Below are 17,013 nucleotides of genomic sequence, written 5' to 3'. Positions count from 1 at the left end.
GGATGTTCAGAAAAGAATTTTCGCTACTGCTGGTGATTAGCGCCCTGTTCTCAGGGCAGATTATGGCGGAGCACAAAGGGCATGAATTTGTGTATGTGAAAAACGCCGACCATCAGCTTCGTCATGAAGCTGACAGCGACGAGTTACGCAGCGCGGCTGAGGAGTCTGCGGAGGGGTTGCGCGAGCACCATGCCTGGCAGAAATCGCGCAAACCGGATACCCACTCTGCGGGTTAGCTGCCTTTACGATTCGGCAGGGTCTTCATCAAATCGTCAGGGCTGACGGAGGCCACAATGCTTCCCGGCGGCGGCATTTTGAAGATGTGATTCTTCATCTTGCCGATAACGTGCATTTCACACGGACGGCAGTCAAACTTCAGCGTCAGCACTTCATCGCCATTCACCAGCTGCATCGGCGTCGCTTTCCAGCTTTTAATATTGCCTTTCGCCTGTTTCGGACAAAGGTTAAAAGCAAACCGCAGGCAGTGTTTGGTGATCATCACCGGCACATCGCCCTTCTCTTCATGCGCTTCATACGCGGCGTCAATCAGCTGCACGCCGTGACGATGATAAAACGCACGCGCTTTGTGGTTGTATACGTTCGCGAGGAAAGAAAGATGCGTGTCCGGGTAGACCGGCGCAGGCACCGCTTCGGCCTTACGGCTGCCGCGCGAATAGTTTGCCAGGCGTACTTCATCCAGCATCTCGGCCGTTTCACGGCGGAACTGGTTCAGCAGGCTGTTCGGCACGAACAGCGCGTCCGGCAGATTCACCTCAATATTGCGCGCGTAATAAATGGTCTGCCCCAGCTTCGCCACGCCATCCTTGAGGTTGTTGAGCGCTTTCTCCGCATTGTTCGCCACCTCGAACAGGCCGTCGAGCGTATGCGTCACGCTGATGCCGTCTTCGCAGGTCATGGTCAGGATCAGCTGCTCTTCCCAGCCCCCCAGCGCGATATCCACCGCAATGCGGCGCTCGCTGGAGGTCTTGAGCAAGGCCTGCTGCCAGTTGTGATCCAGGTTACGGTTAAGCGCCGCATTAGGACGGGCTTTGTAGAGATCGGCAGGCATTTCGTTCGGCCAGACGCGATAGCGATTTTCGCCGGTTTTCTCCACCGTATTGGCGCGGAAACCCACTACTTCACGTTTGATCATCACGTTGAGACCATCGCCGTTCGCCAGCGGCTCTGTCACCTGAACGTCAAGATGATCTTTCGCCACTTTCAGCACTTCACCCACCGGCAGGCCGATAAACTTCGGTGAGTCGAACGCGCCAATATCCCCTTTACGGGCATTCACGAAATAGTCCGTGCTGCCGCGGTGGAAGGTTTTGTCCGTAGACGGAATAAAGAAATGCTCTGTACGCCCGGCGGAGGCGCGCGCCAGATCACCGCGATCGTCGATGATGGCATCCAGCATCTGACGATAATGGGCGGTGATATTTTTCACGTAGCTCATGTCCTTGTAGCGCCCTTCAATTTTGAAGGAGCGTACGCCAGCATCGATCAGCGCACCGAGGTTCGCCGTCTGGTCGTTATCTTTCATCGACAGCAGGTGTTTTTCGAATGCCACCACGCGGCCCTGATCGTCTTTCAGGGTATACGGCAGACGGCAGGCCTGAGAGCAGTCGCCCCGGTTAGCGCTGCGCCCCGTCTGGGCGTGAGAGATATTACACTGCCCGGAATAGGCCACACACAGCGCACCGTGGATAAAGAATTCAATGGTCGCGTCGGTCGCCTGATGGATATCGCGGATCTGGTTCAGGTTCAGCTCGCGCGCCAGCACAATCTGCGTAAACCCGACGTCCGAAAGAAACTTCGCCTTCTCGACGGTGCGGATATCGCACTGAGTGCTGGCGTGCAGCTCAATCGGCGGGATATCCAGTTCCAGAACACCCATATCCTGAACGATCAGGGCGTCAACACCGGTCTGGTAGAGATCGGTGATCAGACGCTGCGCGGGCTCCAGCTCATCATCATGAAGAATGGTGTTCAGGGTCACAAACACCTTCGCCCCGAAACGGTGAGCGAACGGTACCAGCTCGGCAATGTCGCGCAGGCTGTTGCTGGCGTTATGCCGGGCACCGAAGCCAGGGCCGCCAATGTAGACGGCATCCGCACCGTGAAGAATGGCTTCACGGGCAATGGCGGCGTCGCGGGCCGGGCTTAGCAGTTCAAGATGATGGGAGTGCAGGCGCATACTTCGTCGTTATCCGTTATGGTCAAAATGGCGGCTATTGTAGTCAGAAGTCTGTGTCAGTGAAACCGTTTTGCGACGCTTTAGCGGGGATAATGGATCAGGGAGTGAAAATGCACCGTACGGGCGCTGCTGTTGCGGTACGCGTGCGGTTTATCGCCGGCAAAACGCACGCCGGAATCAGCGTATATTGTGCGCCAGACACCGTCGATCTGCATATCCAGCTCACCGCTTATCACCACCACATGTTCGATCACCCCGGCTTCGTGCGGCGTGGACTCGCTCAGCGCGCCGGGCGACAGGGTGATGGAGAAATGGTCGAACTTAAGCTGTTCATCCCAGGGGAAAAGCGGTTTCACCACCATCGCCTGCTGCTGCGGATCGAATACCGCCTGCGGTTCGCTTTCTGGAGTGATAAACGCCGAAAAAGGTACGTTCAGCCCGGTGGCGATTTTCCACAAGGTAGAGACCGTCGGGCTGGACTCATTGCGTTCGATTTGCCCAAGCATCGCTTTCGACACGCCCGTCTCTTCCGCCAGTTTTGACAGGCTCCAGCCCCGCGCCAGACGCAGCGCTTTCAGTGTGGTTGCCAGGTGTTGAGTGATATCCATAGTTCCTCCCGTTGCGGTAAAGCATACCACTTGTACGCTATAGCGCACAGTGATACCTTATCCCGGACGTTATAACGCACAACGGAGTTTCCATGCGATCGACTGCCTCTCTCTTTCCTGCCGTGCTGGCCGGTTTTGTTGCCGTTCTGGTGGGCTATGCCAGCTCTGCCGCCATTATCTGGCAGGCGGCTGCGGCGGCTGGCGCCAGTACACAGCAAATCGCCGGATGGATGACCGCGCTAGGGCTCGGGATGGGGATCAGCACGCTGGCATTGTCGTGGTGGTATAAAGCCCCCGTGCTGACCGCCTGGTCGACTCCTGGCGCGGCGTTGCTCGCCACCAGCCTGCATGGCGTGACGCTGGCGGAAACCATCGGGGTATTTATATTCGCGAATACGCTGATTCTGCTGTGCGGCGTCACCGGCCTGTTTGCCCGGTTGATGAAACTGATCCCGCACTCGCTTGCCGCCGCTATGCTGGCGGGCGTGCTGTTACAGTTTGGCCTGAAGGCATTCAGCAATCTTGAGGGACACATTTTTCTTTGCGGCAGTATGCTGGCCGCCTGGCTGGTGGCCAAAGCTGTAGCGCCCCGGTACGCCATTGTCGCCACGCTGCTGGTGGGCGTGTTCGTTGCCTGGGCTGGAGGTGACGTTGTCACGAACAGGATGACGTTATCGGTCATCATGCCGGAATTCATTGCCCCTGCGTTCACCTTCACCAGCCTGATCAGCATCGGCTTACCCTTCTTCCTGGTGACCATGGCGTCGCAGAATGCGCCCGGCTTCGCCACCATGCAGGCATCGGGCTATCCGCTGGCGGTCTCACCGCTGATCGTTGCCACAGGCGGGCTGGCGCTGCTGTTGTCCCCCTTCGGCGTCTATTCTATATGCATCGCCGCCATCACCGCCGCCATCTGCCAGAGCCCGGACGCCCACCCGGATGCCAGTAAACGCTGGCTGGCTGCGGCGGCCGCAGGTGGGTTTTATCTGCTGGCGGGGGTGTTCGGCGGGACGATTTCGGGGCTGATGGCCGCCCTGCCGCTGAGCGGCATCCAGGCGCTGGCCGGGCTGGCCCTGCTCGGCACTATCAGCGGGAGTTTGTATCAGGCACTGAATCATGAAGCAGAGCGCGACGCGGCGATCGTCACCTTCCTGATGACCGCCAGCGGCGTCACGCTCCTGGGGATTGGCTCCGCCTTCTGGGGGCTGGTGTTGGGAGGGATCTGTTACGCCGTCTTCTCACGCCTTCGCCGCGCGTAGCTGCGACGGCGTAATGCCGGTCATGCTGCGAAAACGGTTACTGAAATGGCTGGCGGAGTTAAATCCGCAGGCCAGCGCGATGTCGGTGAGCGGCGTGGTCGTGTGCTGCACCATCGCTTTGGCCTTCTCCATGCGGCGCTGCATGACGTACTGATGCGGCGCCAGGCCCATCGACTGGCGGAACATCCGCGCAAAGTGATACTCACTGAGTGCGGCCTGGCCCGCCAGTTCCGCCAGCGTTAAGGGTTGCGCCAGGTTTTCCTCGATAAAGGCCAGCACGTTGCGCAGCACAAACGGCGATAACCCGCCGGTCACTACCGGCAGCTTCCACTGTACGCTGGAATAGTGCTGGACTAAATGCGTCAGCAATAAGGTCGACGCGGTGCTCAGGGTGAGCTGATTGGCGTTTTGCTGCCAGTCGCAGCCGAGCAAAAACTGGCGATAAAGGGCGGTGATTTTCGGATCGCTGCCGAATATTTTTTCCTCCAGCGTCAGCGATAGCGGTCGTTTATCCCAGATTTTCTCCCCCACGTCCCGCAGGTGTTCATCGGTGCAGTAGAGGTGCACGAACGACAGGTCGTCACGAATATCCCACGTGGATTCGCTCTCTTCCGGCATCAGACAAAAACGATCCGGCCCACCGCCATTTTTCCAGCCACCCGGCGTTTTTTGATAGCTTTCATAGCCATCTGCCACGTACAGGCTAAGGGTGTGATGGTTGCTTTTCACGGTGATCGTGTCGTGCTTGTTGTACCACGCCGCCAGTTGAATGCCAGTATTGAGCGCGACGGTTTCCCGCAGCACCGCATTTTGTTGGCGTAACGTTTCAAAGGTGTCGTAAACGAGAGACATGGCCGTAAACAGGTGATTAATCAGACTGTCAGTCTAAGAAGTGTTGCAGCCTGTTACCAGCCATTGTGCGAGAAAAAAGCGCAAGAATTTGCAAGTCCGGCGCAAGGCGATGAAAGCAGGGCCCATCTTCTTTCGCCACACTGTTGTTTTTCGCGGTATGAGAAGAGAGAAACCATGAACGCATTACTCTATGGGCTGGTTGTTGTTATCTGGGGCACGACCTGGATCGCCATTTTTTTGCAACAGGGGCCGGTTGCAGCGCCGGTCTCCATTTTCTGGCGCTTCGCCGTGGCCAGCGCCACGATGATGATCGTCCTGGTCGCCCTTCGCCGCCTGCGCAGGCTGGCGCTGCGGGATCATCTCTACTGCATGCTTCAGGGCTGCTGCGTTTTCTGTTTCAACTTCTGGTGCTTTTACACCGCCGCCGCCCATATCAATACCGGCCTTGAGTCGGTGATTTTCTCGATGGCCGTGCTGTATAACGCCATCAACAGCTTTATCTTCTTCGGCCAGCGTCCACCCGCACGCTTCTGGACGGCGGCAGCGCTGGGGCTTATCGGGATCATTACCCTGTTCTGGAACGATCTGCTCGCCAGCGGCTGGAGCGCGTCGTTGCTTACGGGCATCGGGCTTTCCGCCCTCGGCACCTACGGCTTCTCGCTGGGGAATATGATCAGCATGCGTCATCAGCGAAACGGGCTGGAAACCATGACCACCAACGCCTGGGCGATGCTGTATGGCACCGTCGTGATGGGACTTATCGCCCTCTTCAGAGGCGATAACTTTATGCCGGAATGGACGGTGAGCTATATGGGGGCGCTGCTCTATCTTGCGCTGTTTGGCTCGGTGATTGCCTTCGGCGCCTACTTTACGCTGGTAGGCCGCATTGGTCCCGGTAAAGCCGCCTACAGCACCCTGCTGTTCCCGCTGGTGGCGCTGTCGATTTCAACGGTGTACGAGGGTTACGTGTGGCATCTCAACGGGATCGTCGGCCTGTTGTTGATACTGGGGGGGAATATGGTGATGTTTACGAAGCCGGAAACCTGGTTCCGCCGCCTGCGGACGGCATAAAAAAACGGCCTGCGAAAATGCAGGCCTTTTTTTATTAATTTGCTGTCTGATGAACATCAAACATAGTGGCATCCGTTGCCATGTCATCCACAACCTGCTTCAGGGTGCCGAAGCCCATTGGCGTATTCTCGTTCGCCAGCTCTTTCCCTTCCCCCTTACGAACAACCTTAATCACCGGTTTGTTCGTAGCCGCGTCGATTAACTCACCTTCGAAGAACAGATGCGTATCCATGGTACGATGGCCCGTGGCCATTTGCGTACCCGCAACCAGCAGCGCGACAGGCACCACTTCATAGAACTGCAAACCTTCTTTGTCTGAGCTCACACCCGTGATGGCGCCGCGGAAGATCAGGCTATGTTTGCCCGGCGTCGTCACAATCGGCTTACGCTGGCCAATCGCGGTTTTCAGTTTGGTATTGGTATAATTCAACAGCTCATCAAGCGTTTTTTGCCCAAGCTGAGTGGTCGGTTTTGGCGTCGGGTAATAGGTTATCGGCGTCCAGATAATGCTGTCATAATTCGCCTCATTATAAGAAGGATCAACCCAACGCAGGGTTGGCTTCCCGGTTGCAGATTTCATCTCCTGCAAGCCTGAGTAATCTTTTAAAAAGCCTGAATATTGATCGGGGGCTGCGACTTTGGACGCACAGCCTGAAAGGGCCAACAGACCAGAAAGCACTGCAACTTTAAAAAAAGTGTGAGTACGCATGATGGTATTCCATGTTATCTGCAAGTATGCACTTGAAGTTATAACAAAAAATGGGGCGATGTGTTGTGGCAAAAAATGACGAAGACAGCACAAATAGCGAAAAAACTGCCCGACCGAAACCGGGCAGTGAAAATTACTCTTTCAGGTCCACTTGCCAGAACAGGTGTTTGCCGAAGGGATCAATTTCATAGCCCGTGACCTCTTTACGGACTGGCTCAAAAATCGTCGAGTGGGCAATCATTACCGCCGGCATTTGATCGTGCATCATCTGCTGCGCCTGCTTGTACAGCGCCACGCGTTTATCGCGATCGGTTATCGATTTAGCTTCGGCAATCAGGTTATCAAACGGCTTATAGCACCATTTGGCCGAGTTCGACCCGCCGTTGGCGGACGTACAGGTAAACAGCGGGCCGAAGAAGTTATCTGGATCCCCCGTCGCCGTTGTCCAGCCCATCAGCGCAGCCTGATGCTCCCCGCCCTTCACGCGCTTCAGGTATTCGCCCCATTCGTAGGTCACGATTTTGGTCTGCACGCCAACTTTCGCCCAGTCCGCCTGGATCATCTCCGCCATACGCTTCGCGTTCGGGTTATACGGCCGTTGCACGGGCATGGCCCACAGATCGATGCTTACGCCGTTGGCAAACCCCGCCTCCTTTAACAGCGCTTTCGCTTTTTCTGGATCGTAATCGTAGTCTTTCAGCTCGCTGTCGGCACTCCAGACGCCAGGCGGCAGCAGGTTTTTTGCCGCCGTGCCGGTGCCGTGGAAGACCGCCTCAATGATGGCCGGTTTGTTAATCGCCATCGCCAGCGCCTGGCGCACTTTTACGTTATCTAGCGGCGGCTTTTGCGTGTTAAACGCCAGGAAACCGGTATTCAGACCGGCCTTGCTCATCAGGTTGATGTCTTTGTTAGCCTTCATACGCGGCAGGTCCGCCGGGTTCGGGAACGGCATCACCTGACACTCATTCTTATCGACTTTGGCAAAACGTACCGAGGCGTCCGGCGTGATGGTGAACACCAGACGATCCAGCTTCGATTTTCCCTGCCAGTAGTCAGGGAAAGCGGTAAAGAGGATGCGGGAATCCTTCTGATATTGCGACAGCTTAAACGGCCCGGTGCCAATCGGCTGCATATCGACCTTTTCTGGCGTGCCCGCTTTCAGCATGGCATCGGCGTACTCTGCCGACAGAATGGAGGCAAAGTACCACGCCAGGTCAGCGACAAACGGCGCTTCCGGATGCGCCAGGGTGAAGCGCACGGTGCGATCGTCAACTTTATCAATGGCGGTAATCAGGCTGCCGAACTCCAGACTTTCGAAGTTGGAATAACTGCCGTTGGAGACGTTATGGTAAGGATGATTCACATCCTTCTGGCGCATAAACGAGAAAATCACGTCGTCCGCGTTGAAATCGCGCGTCGGCGTGAACAGCTTATTACTGTGGAATTTCACCCCTTTGCGCAGGTGGAAGGTGTAGACCTTGCCATCCTCGCTTACCTCCCAGCTTTCCGCCAGGCTCGGCACCAGTTCGGTAGTGCCCGGTTTGAAATCGACCAGACGGTTATAAACCGGTACGGCGCTGGCGTCCACGCTGGTCCCCGACGTATAGAGCTGAGGATTGAAATTTTCCGGCGATCCTTCGGAGCAATACACCAGCGTTTTTGCCGCGACGGTGGAACTGACCGTCAGTGCAGCAAGCGCCAGCGTTATCATTGTGAATGTGCTTTTCATCATTTATTCCTGTCTTTTTAATTCGACGGCTAATTACTTCTTTTGCCATTTCATAAATAACATTAAAGTGATGGCGCAAACACATGAAAAATAAATACAGAAGGAAACACTATGGGCTCAGAACTCTCCAGACAATTAACCCAACGCTTTTTCCGCTATCTCGCCATCACCAGCCAGAGCGACCCGAAAGTCAAAACCCTGCCCTCCACCCCGGGCCAGCACGACATGGCGCGGGAGCTGGCGAAGGAGCTGAAAACGCTGGGGTTAGACGATATTGTGATAGATGAGTTCGCCACCGTTACCGCCGTGAAAAAAGGTAATGTTCCCGGCGCGCCGCGGATTGGTTTTATTACCCATATCGACACCGTCGACGTCGGTTTATCCCCGGATATTCATCCACAAATATTAACCTTTACGGGGGATGATCTCTGTCTGAATAAAGAGAAAGATATTTGGCTGCGCGTAAAAGAGCACCCGGAAATTCTGGCTTATCCTGATGAGGAGATTATTTTCAGCGACGGAACCAGCGTATTAGGCGCAGATAATAAAGCGGCCGTCACCGTGGTCATGACGGTGCTGGAAAACCTCACCGCTGAGCACAACCATGGCGATATTGTGGTGGCGTTTGTGCCCGATGAAGAGATTGGCCTGTGCGGCGCGAAAGCGCTGGATTTAAAGCGCTTCGACGTCGATTTTGCCTGGACCATCGACTGCTGCGAGCTGGGCGAAATTGTTTACGAGAACTTTAACGCGGCGGCGGCTGAAATTCGCTTTACCGGCGTCACGGCGCACCCGATGTCCGCCAAAGGGGTGCTGGTCAATCCGCTGCTGATGGCAACGGATTTCATCAGCCATTTCGATCGCCAGCAAACCCCGGAATGCACCGAGGGGCGCGAAGGTTTTATCTGGTTTAACGGCATCCAGGCCGGGCAGAACGAAGCGATACTGAAAGCCAATATTCGTGATTTTGACAAAGATGGTTTCGCCGCCCGCAAGCAGCACATTGCCGATGTGGCGGCGCAAATAGCCGCGCAGCATCCCACGGCAAACGTGGAGTATCGCATTGAGGATACCTACAGCAATATCAGCAATGCGATTGGCGAAGACCGCCGCGCGATCGACCTGATGTTCGAGGCGATGGAATCGCTCGGCATCACCCCAAAACCGATCCCCATGCGCGGTGGCACGGATGGGGCGGCCCTGTCAGCCAAAGGCCTGCTCACCCCGAACTTCTTCACCGGCGCCCATAACTTCCACTCGAAGTTTGAGTTTTTACCGCTGTCGTCGTTCGAGGCCTCCTGTCGCACGGCCCTGCAACTCTGTCTGCTGGCCGCGCGTTAAGCGGGCTTGCGTGCGAGCATGGTAGCGAAGCGCAGCTTGATACGGTTCCCGTTGGCATCGGTACGGTGGAGTTCCCCCACCTCTTCGTTGTACTTGATCAGCTCCCAGCCTTCGTAGTAGTTACTCAGTTCACCGGGTTTGAAGGCAAACGGGAAGCCGACGGTGCACGGATAATCCTCCGTATCCATGGCGGCAACGATCAGGTTATAGCCGCCTGGTTTAGTGCAACGCTGCATATTGGCGATAAGACCAGGGATGGTATTCGCTTCGAGGAACATCAACACGACGGTGGAAAGAATAAAGTCGTATTCGCCGTCAAAGGTCAGGTTGTTCAGATCCTTAATCGCCGTTTGCAGATTCGCGATCCCTTCCGCCGCCTTAATGCGCTCAATGTTATCGATGCTCATCGGGTTTTTATCCCACGCCGTCACGTCATGGCCATTGGCAGCGAGGTAGAGGCTGTTACGGCCATTTCCGCAACCGAGATCGAGCGTTTTTCCCGGCTTAACAATGTCCGCGCTGAGCAGCACCTCTGAGTGCGTGCGGGTCAGCCCATATTTCTCAGTAAAGTAGTTTTCATCGACAGTCATTATTTTTCCTCAGATTGCATAAGCAGTGCCTTATCAGCGCGCACCAGAAGTTTGCCCTGCATCAGCAAGATAAAAGTACGGACCAGCAGCATCGCGATGATGACGTTGGTGAAAATAAACAGGGGAACAGCGAGGGCATGAAAGAACCCTGACGGACTGCTCTGCCCAAGATGTAAACCGGTGGTCGCCAGCGCCGACACCCCGAACGAGAAGCTCCAGAACGACGCGTTGAACGGCTGCGACAGATACCACGGCATCAGACGCAGCATAAACAGGAGTTGCAACAGGCCATAGCCGAAAAGCATTTTGGCGAAGGTGTCCGCTTCGCCGCCGTTGACGCTAAACCAGGCGCTACAGGCCACCAGGGCAGGCGCAAGCTGGATCCCGAGCGAGGTACGAAGGGCAGCGGGCAGCTCGCCCGCGCTGCGCAGGCGTTGTAAAATGACCGGCTCCAGGCTCAGCCAGGAAAAGACCCCGGCACCAAGGAACACCAGCCCCGCGTCGTGGAAGCCTAGCGCACCGCAGGCCATCGCGCTGATAAAATTGTTCGCCACCGTCGGCAGATAGAGTCCCGGCGTCGTGGCTTCTTCCGGATGCTTGCCGCGCCACAGCCCGGCGCTTTGCCAGGCGGCATACGCAAGCTGGATCACCACGCCCACGCTAAACAACCCCAGCGCCACCGGGCGATACCACGGCACAAAGCCGATGGCCACCAGCAGCGTTGTGGCAGGAAACAGGCTGACAAAACTGCTCATTACCGGATGCCGCATCTCGGCCAACACGCTATGTGGAAACCGTACCGCACGGGTAAGAAACGCCACGCTCAGAAGGAACCAGATCGCCACCGCCAGCGCCACCAGGATCTCGCCCGGCCAGCGCGTCACCGGCCAGATGGTGCTGGCATAACGCCAGGCGAACCCCATACCTATGGTCCCGAGGACCATACCGAAATACCCGGCGGGCAAGTTAAGAACGCGTTGGTTTAGGTTATGCATTTTTTTTAAAGTTTAAAATGTATTTTAAATGCCATTTTAAGGGGTTTCCTGTGCGGACGCCAGCACTTCGAAAAACCAAAACTTTGCTACGTTTATTGAAAGGCTTTTCAGGGATAATACGATGACAAAATATCGGCTCAGCAATGAAACGCGTCTCTGGCGCTGGCAGGACGGATCAACACCGTGCACAACGCCTCTAAGACAAATTATTGCCGTGAAGGATTTTAACGATGTGACCAGCGGGACTAAAGGCGGTTGGGTTGAGGATGAACACGCGCTCGCCCAGGACGGGGATTGCTGGGTTTACGATGAAAACAGCGTGGTGTTTGCCGGGGCCAGGATATCCGGTAACGCCCGCCTCACCCAACCCTGCATCGTAAGCCACCGCGCACACGTTGGCGGCAACGGCTGGCTTGACGCGGCAGAGGTGAGTCACGGCGCGATGATACGTGACAACGTCACCATTCAGCATTCCACCGTACGCGGGGAATGTCGTATCGCGGGTGACGCGCGGGTGCTGCATAACAGCCTGGTGATTGCAGCCAAAGGGCTGACACCCGACCGTCAGCAGATCCTGCAAATTTATGACCGAGCCACGGTCAGCCAGTCGCGTATTGTGCATCAGGCGCAAATCTACGGCGATGCCATGGTGACCTGGGCCTTTGTTGAGCACCGTGCCGAGGTGTTCGAACGCGCCATTCTTGAGGGCAACGCGCTGAATAACGTCTGGGTGTGCGACTGCGCCAAAGTGTACGGCAACGCCCGTTTGCTGGCCGGTCTGGAGGATGATGCCATCCCGACCGTGCGGTACAGTTCACAGGTCGCGGAAAACGCCCTCGTAGAAGGCAACTGCGTCATTAAACACCACGTATTAATAGGCGGCGAGGCGTGGTTACGCGGCGGGCCGATCCTGATTGATGACAAAGTGGTTATTCAGGGGCGGGCGCGTATCAGCGGCGATGTCCTGATCGAGCATCAGGTGGAAATAACGGACGATGCGGTTATCGAGGCGCTGGAGGGTGAAAGCATTCACGTCCGGGGAGCCAAAGTGATCAACGGCGACACGCGGATCACCCGGACGCCGCTGCTGGGGGCGCTATAGCGGGAAGATTCTGGCGTACAGGTTCACGTCATCGTAACGGCCGTTGAGCATTTCCGCTTCCCGCAAACAACCTTCGAGCGTGAAACCGTTGCGCTGCGCCACCCGGTTACTGCTCTGGTTATCCACGCGACACTTGATCACAAAACGGCGGATCTCGCCGCGCTCAACGTAATAGCGCATAAACGTCTGGAGCGCCTGAGAAAGAATACCCTGCCCCTGATGCGCCTCGTCAAGCCAGTATCCAATGTACCCGGTCTTATTCGCAGGCTCGATCGCGTTGAAGGACAGCACGCCCACCAGCTCGTCCTTCATGAAAATCAGGAACATTTTGGCGTAACCGCGCTGGTGCAGCATCTGGTTGCTCTGCACGTTGCGGCGCGTGTCCTCTTCGCTGCCGACATGCTGCGCCCAGTCGAAGGCGGTTTGCAGCCAGGTTTTGTTTTTGATTACGAGGTTGTGCAGATCGGTGGTATAGCGCTCTTCGACGGCGCGAAGCTCGATTTCCTGGTTAACGGGGATGATTTCTGAAGACATAGTGCCTCTTAATTGCCGGGTGGTGCTAACGCTTACCCGGCCTACAAATGCGTCCAGAGCAGGCCGGCTAAGGCGAAGCCGCCACCCGGCACAAACCCATAAGGACTAGCGCATGATCCGGTCGTCAACGTAGTTACGTTTGTCCGGCGCGGGCGGGAAGTACTGGTACAGCCAGGTCTCGCTGATGGCATCGCCCTGACAGCGCAGGAACAGGCGCATATCCACCGGCTCGGTGGAGTCAGAGGTTGGATACCAGTCAAACAGAATGCGATACCCGTCGAATGGCTCGACATAGAGGATCTCTACCTGCTTCGCTTCACCGCTGGACAGGGTGATCACCGGCTCAATGCCCTTCGGTGCGGCGGCCTTCAGATCGCCCCCGACGAAGTCAATGGCAAAGCGACGGGCCCACACTTTCGGGTAATTTTCACCCGGCGCCCAGCCCTCCGGGAAGCCGCCCATACCGGTACGGGTGGCGTAGACGTTTGCCAGCGGGGAACGCACCGGCGGCTGCGCGCTCCAGTAGAGACGGTATTTGAAGTCCAGCTCATCACCCGCCTGCACCGGTTTCTCCGGCTGCCAGAAGCAGACCACGTTATCGAGCGTCTCGCCGGTTGTCGGGATCTCCATCAGGGCAATAGAACCTTTCCCCCAGTTGTTGCGCGGCTCGACCCACAGGCTTGGTCGCTTGTTATACCAGCCCATGACGTCCTGGTAATGGGAGAAGTCACGGTCAAGCTGTAACAAACCAAAGCCTTTCGGGTTTTTATCCAGGTAGGCGTTGAATTGCAGCTTTTGCGGGTTGTTCAGCGGTCGGCAGATCCACTCCCCGTTACCGCGCCACATCGCCAGGCGGTCTGAATCATGGATCTGCGGATGTATGGTGTCGCACATGCGGCGTTCGTTGTTGCCGCAGCTGAACATGCTGGTCATTGGTGCGATGCCGAGCTGCTTGATGTCTTTGCGCGCATAGAGATGGTTTTCGACGTCCATGATCACCTGACTCTTCTCACAGTGGATCACAAACTTATAGGCACCGGTAATGCTCGGGCTGTCCAGCAGCGCATAGACGGTAAAGGTGGTATCACCCGGCTTAACGGTTTCAAACCAGAAGGAGGTGAAATCCGGGAACTCTTCCGGGGTGTCGGTAAAGGTATCTACCGCCAGCCCGCGCGCGGAGAGGCCGTACTGGTAGGTATCATCCACTGCGCGGAAGTAGCTCGCGCCCAGGAACGAAACGATATCGCGTCGCGCCAGTTCCGGCGCTTTAAAGACGCGGAATCCGGCGAAGCCGAGGTCACTCTGCCCTTCAAGCTGTTTGGTATCCACGCCCGTATCGCCATAGCTGAACAGCTCAGGCCGGAAGTGGATCTCACGCGCCTGAGAGGTGGTTTGATCCAGCGAGAACATGCGCACGCGGCGGCGGAATCCCATCCCCATATGGAAGAACTGGGCGTCCAGCTGACGGCCTTCAATGTTATTCCACAGCGACTGCTTCTCATCGTAACGGATGGCGTTGTACGCCTGCGGCGTCATGGTGGCCAGCGTTTCCGGCAGCGGACGCGGCGCACCGCCCCACGGGGTTTTCGCCAGATCGTGCGCCATGGATTGCAGAACAGAGAAGTCAAAGCGACGGCTCTGACCGTCGGCAATGTCGGAGTCAGCAGCATACGCCGCCTGGGAAAACAGAGATGCAAGGCCAGAAGTGCCGCTCAGGGCAGCCATTGCCAGGGAACCTTTGAGAAAACGTCTGCGATTCATGCCTGAGAAAACGTCCTTATGGTCGTGTGAATGAGTTTCGCGCGCAGCGAAATGACGGCAAGAAAGAACGCACAGCCTAAACAAAAACGGTTAAGAATCCAATTGTTGGCGGGTGATTATCTGAACAAACCGAGAAATATTTTCTGTCGACCAGAACGGCCTGAAAAAGGGGTAAAGTTATGTATAAAAATGCCCCGGCTGGACATCGACAGCCGGGACCAACGAGGCGGTTATTTTACGCTGACATCGATACCCGGGAAGTACTTATCAGCCAGTTTAGCGATCGTGCCGTCGGCACGTACTTTATCAATTGCGGCATCAAGCTGCTTTTTGGTGGCCTCATCCCCTTTACGCAGCCCAAAGCCGATCCCACTGCCGAGGATGGTGTCGTCCGACACCGGTTTGCCGATAAAGCCAAACCCTTTACCCTGCGGCTTACTGAGGAAACCTGCCTGCCCGGCCGCTGACATGACCAGCGAGGCATCAATGCGGCCATTCAGCAGATCTCCCCAGGCCATATTCTGATCTTTATAAGACACCACGGTGACACCGTGCTTTTCCCAGTGCTCTTTGGCGTAAGTTTCCTGAATTGAACCCTGGAGAACGCCGATGGTTTTGCCCTTCAGCCCTTCGGGGGTAGCCTCTACCGCAGAACCGGCTTTGCCCACCAGCTGGGAGGGAATGCGATAGATGGGCTGGGTGAAATCAATGCTTTTGCGACGCTGCTCGGTGATGTTCATCGCCGAGTTTATGGCGTCGAACTTTTTCGCCACCAGACCGGGGATCAGCGCATCAAACGAGGTTTCAACCCAGCTGCACTTCAGCGCGGCGGCTTTACAGATGGCATTTCCCAGCTCTACGTCAAACCCTTCCAGCTCCCCTGACGCATTGCGGCTTTCAAACGGTGGATATTCCGCTTCCAGCCCGTATCGCAACTCGGTGGCGGCAAACGACGAGAATGAATACAACAGTCCCATGCCGACAACTAACGCGCGTAATTTCATCTCAAATTCCTTAACGTGGTGTAACCCGACAAAGGGCCTGGGCACCTGCCCGTAACGTCGCCTCATCTTTCGCAAAAGAGAGACGGATTAACTTATTGTCCGTGCCATCGGCATAAAACGCCGACAGCGGAATGGTGGCAACCCCGTACTCGACAATCAGCCTTTTCACCATCTCGCTGTCGCGCTCGTCGCTAAAGCCGCTGTAATCCGCCAGCAGGAAGAACGAACCGGCACTTGGTAGCAGCCTGAACGGTGAGTCGGCGAGCAAACTTTGCAGCAGATCGCGCTTGCGCTGATAAAACGCCGCCAGCGACAGCCAGGTTTGCGGATCGGTCATGTGTTCGGCAAACGCGTACTGCATCGGCGTATCGGCCGAGAACATTAAAAATTGATGGACTTTACATATCTCATCCATCAGTTCCGCGGGTGCCACACAATAACCCACGCGCCAGCCGGTGACGTGATAGGTTTTTCCGAAAGAAGAAATAATCACGCTGCGCTCCGCCAGCTGCGGGTGCGTCGCCATTCCGTGGTGCGGTTCGCCATCAAAAACGACGTGCTCGTACACTTCGTCAGACAAAATGATGATGTCGGTGTGGCGCGTCAGCGCTGCCAGCTGGTGCAGATCGGCGGCTGAAAACACCTGTCCGCTCGGGTTGTGCGGCGTATTGACGATGATCATCCGCGTGCGTGGGGTTATAGCCGCCCGTACTTCATCCCAGTTCACGGCAAAATACGGTACCGTCAGTTTAATGGCAATCGGCGTCGCTCCTTGCAGACGGACAATCGGCGCATAGCTGTCAAAGGAGGGCTCGAAATAGATCACCTCGTCTCCAGGATGAACCAGCCCGCTGATGGCTGAGTAAAGCCCTTCGCTGGCGCTGGCGGTCACCAGCACCTCACTCGCCGGGTCATAGTGTGTGCCATAGAGCGTGGCAATTTTGTCCGCGATGCGCTCTCTGAGCGGTTGCAGACCGGTCATGGAGGCGTACTGGTTATGCCCTGCCTCCATGGCGCGGGTCACGCCGGTGATAAGTTTTGGGTCGCATGAAAAATTCGGCGCACCCTGAGAAAGGTTGATGGCGTTATGCCGGGCTGAAAGCTGGCCGATAACGGTAAAAATGGTGGTTCCTACATCGGGCAATTTGGATCGTGTCTGCACCGGCGTTTTCAAAGTCATCCTCTGTCCCTTCTCGTGGTGAATGCATAACTATTCAAACAACAACTTCATTGCCGGGACAATCGAATTGTTGTCATAATA

The 17,013-nt window shown here is 56.3% G+C and carries 16 protein-coding genes; 5 read left to right on the top strand and 11 right to left on the bottom strand.

The window, feature by feature from the left end:
* The first annotated feature begins 2 nt into the window (after nucleotides 1-2).
* Nucleotides 3-236 carry a DUF2554 family protein gene (locus L384_RS05315; protein ID WP_015570548.1) on the top strand — a complete coding sequence of 78 codons (234 nt, stop codon included), beginning with the start codon at nucleotides 3-5 and terminating at the stop codon, nucleotides 234-236.
* Here the strand turns inward: L384_RS05315 and L384_RS05320 are convergent.
* Both L384_RS05320 and L384_RS05325 read right to left on the bottom strand, forming a co-directional pair.
* Nucleotides 233-2,197 carry a peptidase U32 family protein gene (locus tag L384_RS05320; protein WP_023324639.1) on the bottom strand — a complete coding sequence of 655 codons (1,965 nt, stop codon included), beginning with the start codon at nucleotides 2,195-2,197 and terminating at the stop codon, nucleotides 233-235. The genes L384_RS05315 and L384_RS05320 overlap by 4 nt on opposite strands.
* A gap of 80 nt (nucleotides 2,198-2,277) precedes the next feature.
* Nucleotides 2,278-2,805, bottom strand: coding sequence for a helix-turn-helix domain-containing protein (locus tag L384_RS05325; protein ID WP_003857214.1), 528 nt, complete (start codon nucleotides 2,803-2,805; stop codon nucleotides 2,278-2,280).
* Between the two features lie 92 nt (nucleotides 2,806-2,897).
* On the opposite strand from L384_RS05325, the gene L384_RS05330 reads away from it, so the two are divergent.
* Nucleotides 2,898-4,064, top strand: a complete 1,167-nt coding sequence (locus L384_RS05330; protein ID WP_023324638.1) for a benzoate/H(+) symporter BenE family transporter — start codon at nucleotides 2,898-2,900, stop codon at nucleotides 4,062-4,064.
* On the opposite strand, the gene L384_RS05335 is transcribed toward L384_RS05330, so the two are convergent.
* Nucleotides 4,044-4,916, bottom strand: a complete 873-nt coding sequence (locus tag L384_RS05335) for a helix-turn-helix domain-containing protein (RefSeq protein WP_003857218.1) — start codon at nucleotides 4,914-4,916, stop codon at nucleotides 4,044-4,046. The two genes, L384_RS05330 and L384_RS05335, sit on opposite strands and share 21 nt — an antisense overlap.
* Before the next feature lie 174 nt (nucleotides 4,917-5,090).
* Between L384_RS05335 and L384_RS05340 the strand changes: the two genes are divergently transcribed.
* On the top strand, nucleotides 5,091-5,987 hold the full coding sequence (locus tag L384_RS05340) for a DMT family transporter (protein ID WP_003857219.1): 897 nt from the start codon (nucleotides 5,091-5,093) through the stop codon (nucleotides 5,985-5,987).
* Between the two features lie 34 nt (nucleotides 5,988-6,021).
* On the opposite strand, the gene L384_RS05345 is transcribed toward L384_RS05340, so the two are convergent.
* Entirely contained in the window at nucleotides 6,022-6,696 is a 675-nt protein-coding gene (locus L384_RS05345) for a DUF3313 domain-containing protein (protein ID WP_003857221.1), read from the bottom strand.
* Between the two features lie 133 nt (nucleotides 6,697-6,829).
* On the bottom strand, nucleotides 6,830-8,425 hold the full coding sequence (locus L384_RS05350; protein WP_023324637.1) for an ABC transporter substrate-binding protein: 1,596 nt from the start codon (nucleotides 8,423-8,425) through the stop codon (nucleotides 6,830-6,832).
* 111 nt (nucleotides 8,426-8,536) lie between these two features.
* Between L384_RS05350 and pepT the strand changes: the two genes are divergently transcribed.
* Complete coding sequence (gene pepT / locus L384_RS05355) at nucleotides 8,537-9,766, top strand: peptidase T (protein WP_023324636.1); 1,230 nt, start codon at nucleotides 8,537-8,539, stop codon at nucleotides 9,764-9,766.
* Here the strand turns inward: pepT and tehB are convergent.
* Together tehB and tehA are read right to left on the bottom strand one after the other, a co-directional pair.
* Nucleotides 9,763-10,356, bottom strand: coding sequence for a tellurite resistance methyltransferase TehB (gene tehB / locus L384_RS05360; protein WP_003857227.1), 594 nt, complete (start codon nucleotides 10,354-10,356; stop codon nucleotides 9,763-9,765). The genes pepT and tehB overlap by 4 nt on opposite strands.
* Entirely contained in the window at nucleotides 10,356-11,351 is a 996-nt protein-coding gene (tehA, locus tag L384_RS05365) for a dicarboxylate transporter/tellurite-resistance protein TehA (protein ID WP_023324635.1), read from the bottom strand. The genes tehB and tehA overlap by 1 nt, the downstream gene beginning before the upstream one ends.
* Nucleotides 11,352-11,472: 121 nt before the next feature.
* Between tehA and ydcK the strand changes: the two genes are divergently transcribed.
* Nucleotides 11,473-12,453: a YdcK family protein gene (gene ydcK / locus L384_RS05370; protein WP_023324634.1), complete on the top strand. Its 981-nt coding sequence runs from the start codon at nucleotides 11,473-11,475 to the stop codon at nucleotides 12,451-12,453.
* Here ydcK and rimL read toward each other — a convergent pair.
* The 4 genes from rimL to L384_RS05390 form a co-directional block, all read right to left on the bottom strand.
* Nucleotides 12,448-12,987, bottom strand: coding sequence for a 50S ribosomal protein L7/L12-serine acetyltransferase (rimL, locus tag L384_RS05375; RefSeq protein WP_023324633.1), 540 nt, complete (start codon nucleotides 12,985-12,987; stop codon nucleotides 12,448-12,450). The two genes, ydcK and rimL, sit on opposite strands and share 6 nt — an antisense overlap.
* A gap of 105 nt (nucleotides 12,988-13,092) precedes the next feature.
* Complete coding sequence (locus tag L384_RS05380; RefSeq protein ID WP_032609161.1) at nucleotides 13,093-14,748, bottom strand: glucan biosynthesis protein D; 1,656 nt, start codon at nucleotides 14,746-14,748, stop codon at nucleotides 13,093-13,095.
* 230 nt (nucleotides 14,749-14,978) lie between these two features.
* A complete protein-coding gene (locus L384_RS05385) occupies nucleotides 14,979-15,752 on the bottom strand; it encodes an ABC transporter substrate-binding protein (protein WP_023324631.1) in 774 nt (257 codons plus the stop codon).
* Between the two features lie 10 nt (nucleotides 15,753-15,762).
* Nucleotides 15,763-16,932 carry a pyridoxal phosphate-dependent aminotransferase gene (locus L384_RS05390; protein WP_023324630.1) on the bottom strand — a complete coding sequence of 390 codons (1,170 nt, stop codon included), beginning with the start codon at nucleotides 16,930-16,932 and terminating at the stop codon, nucleotides 15,763-15,765.
* Nucleotides 16,933-17,013 lie beyond the last annotated feature (81 nt).

The organism is Enterobacter sp. MGH 38, from assembly GCF_000492855.1.
Lineage (GTDB): Bacteria > Pseudomonadota > Gammaproteobacteria > Enterobacterales > Enterobacteriaceae > Enterobacter > Enterobacter hormaechei_C.
Note: the sequence above shows the minus strand (reverse complement) of the source record. Positions and strands in the feature narration are given on the sequence as shown.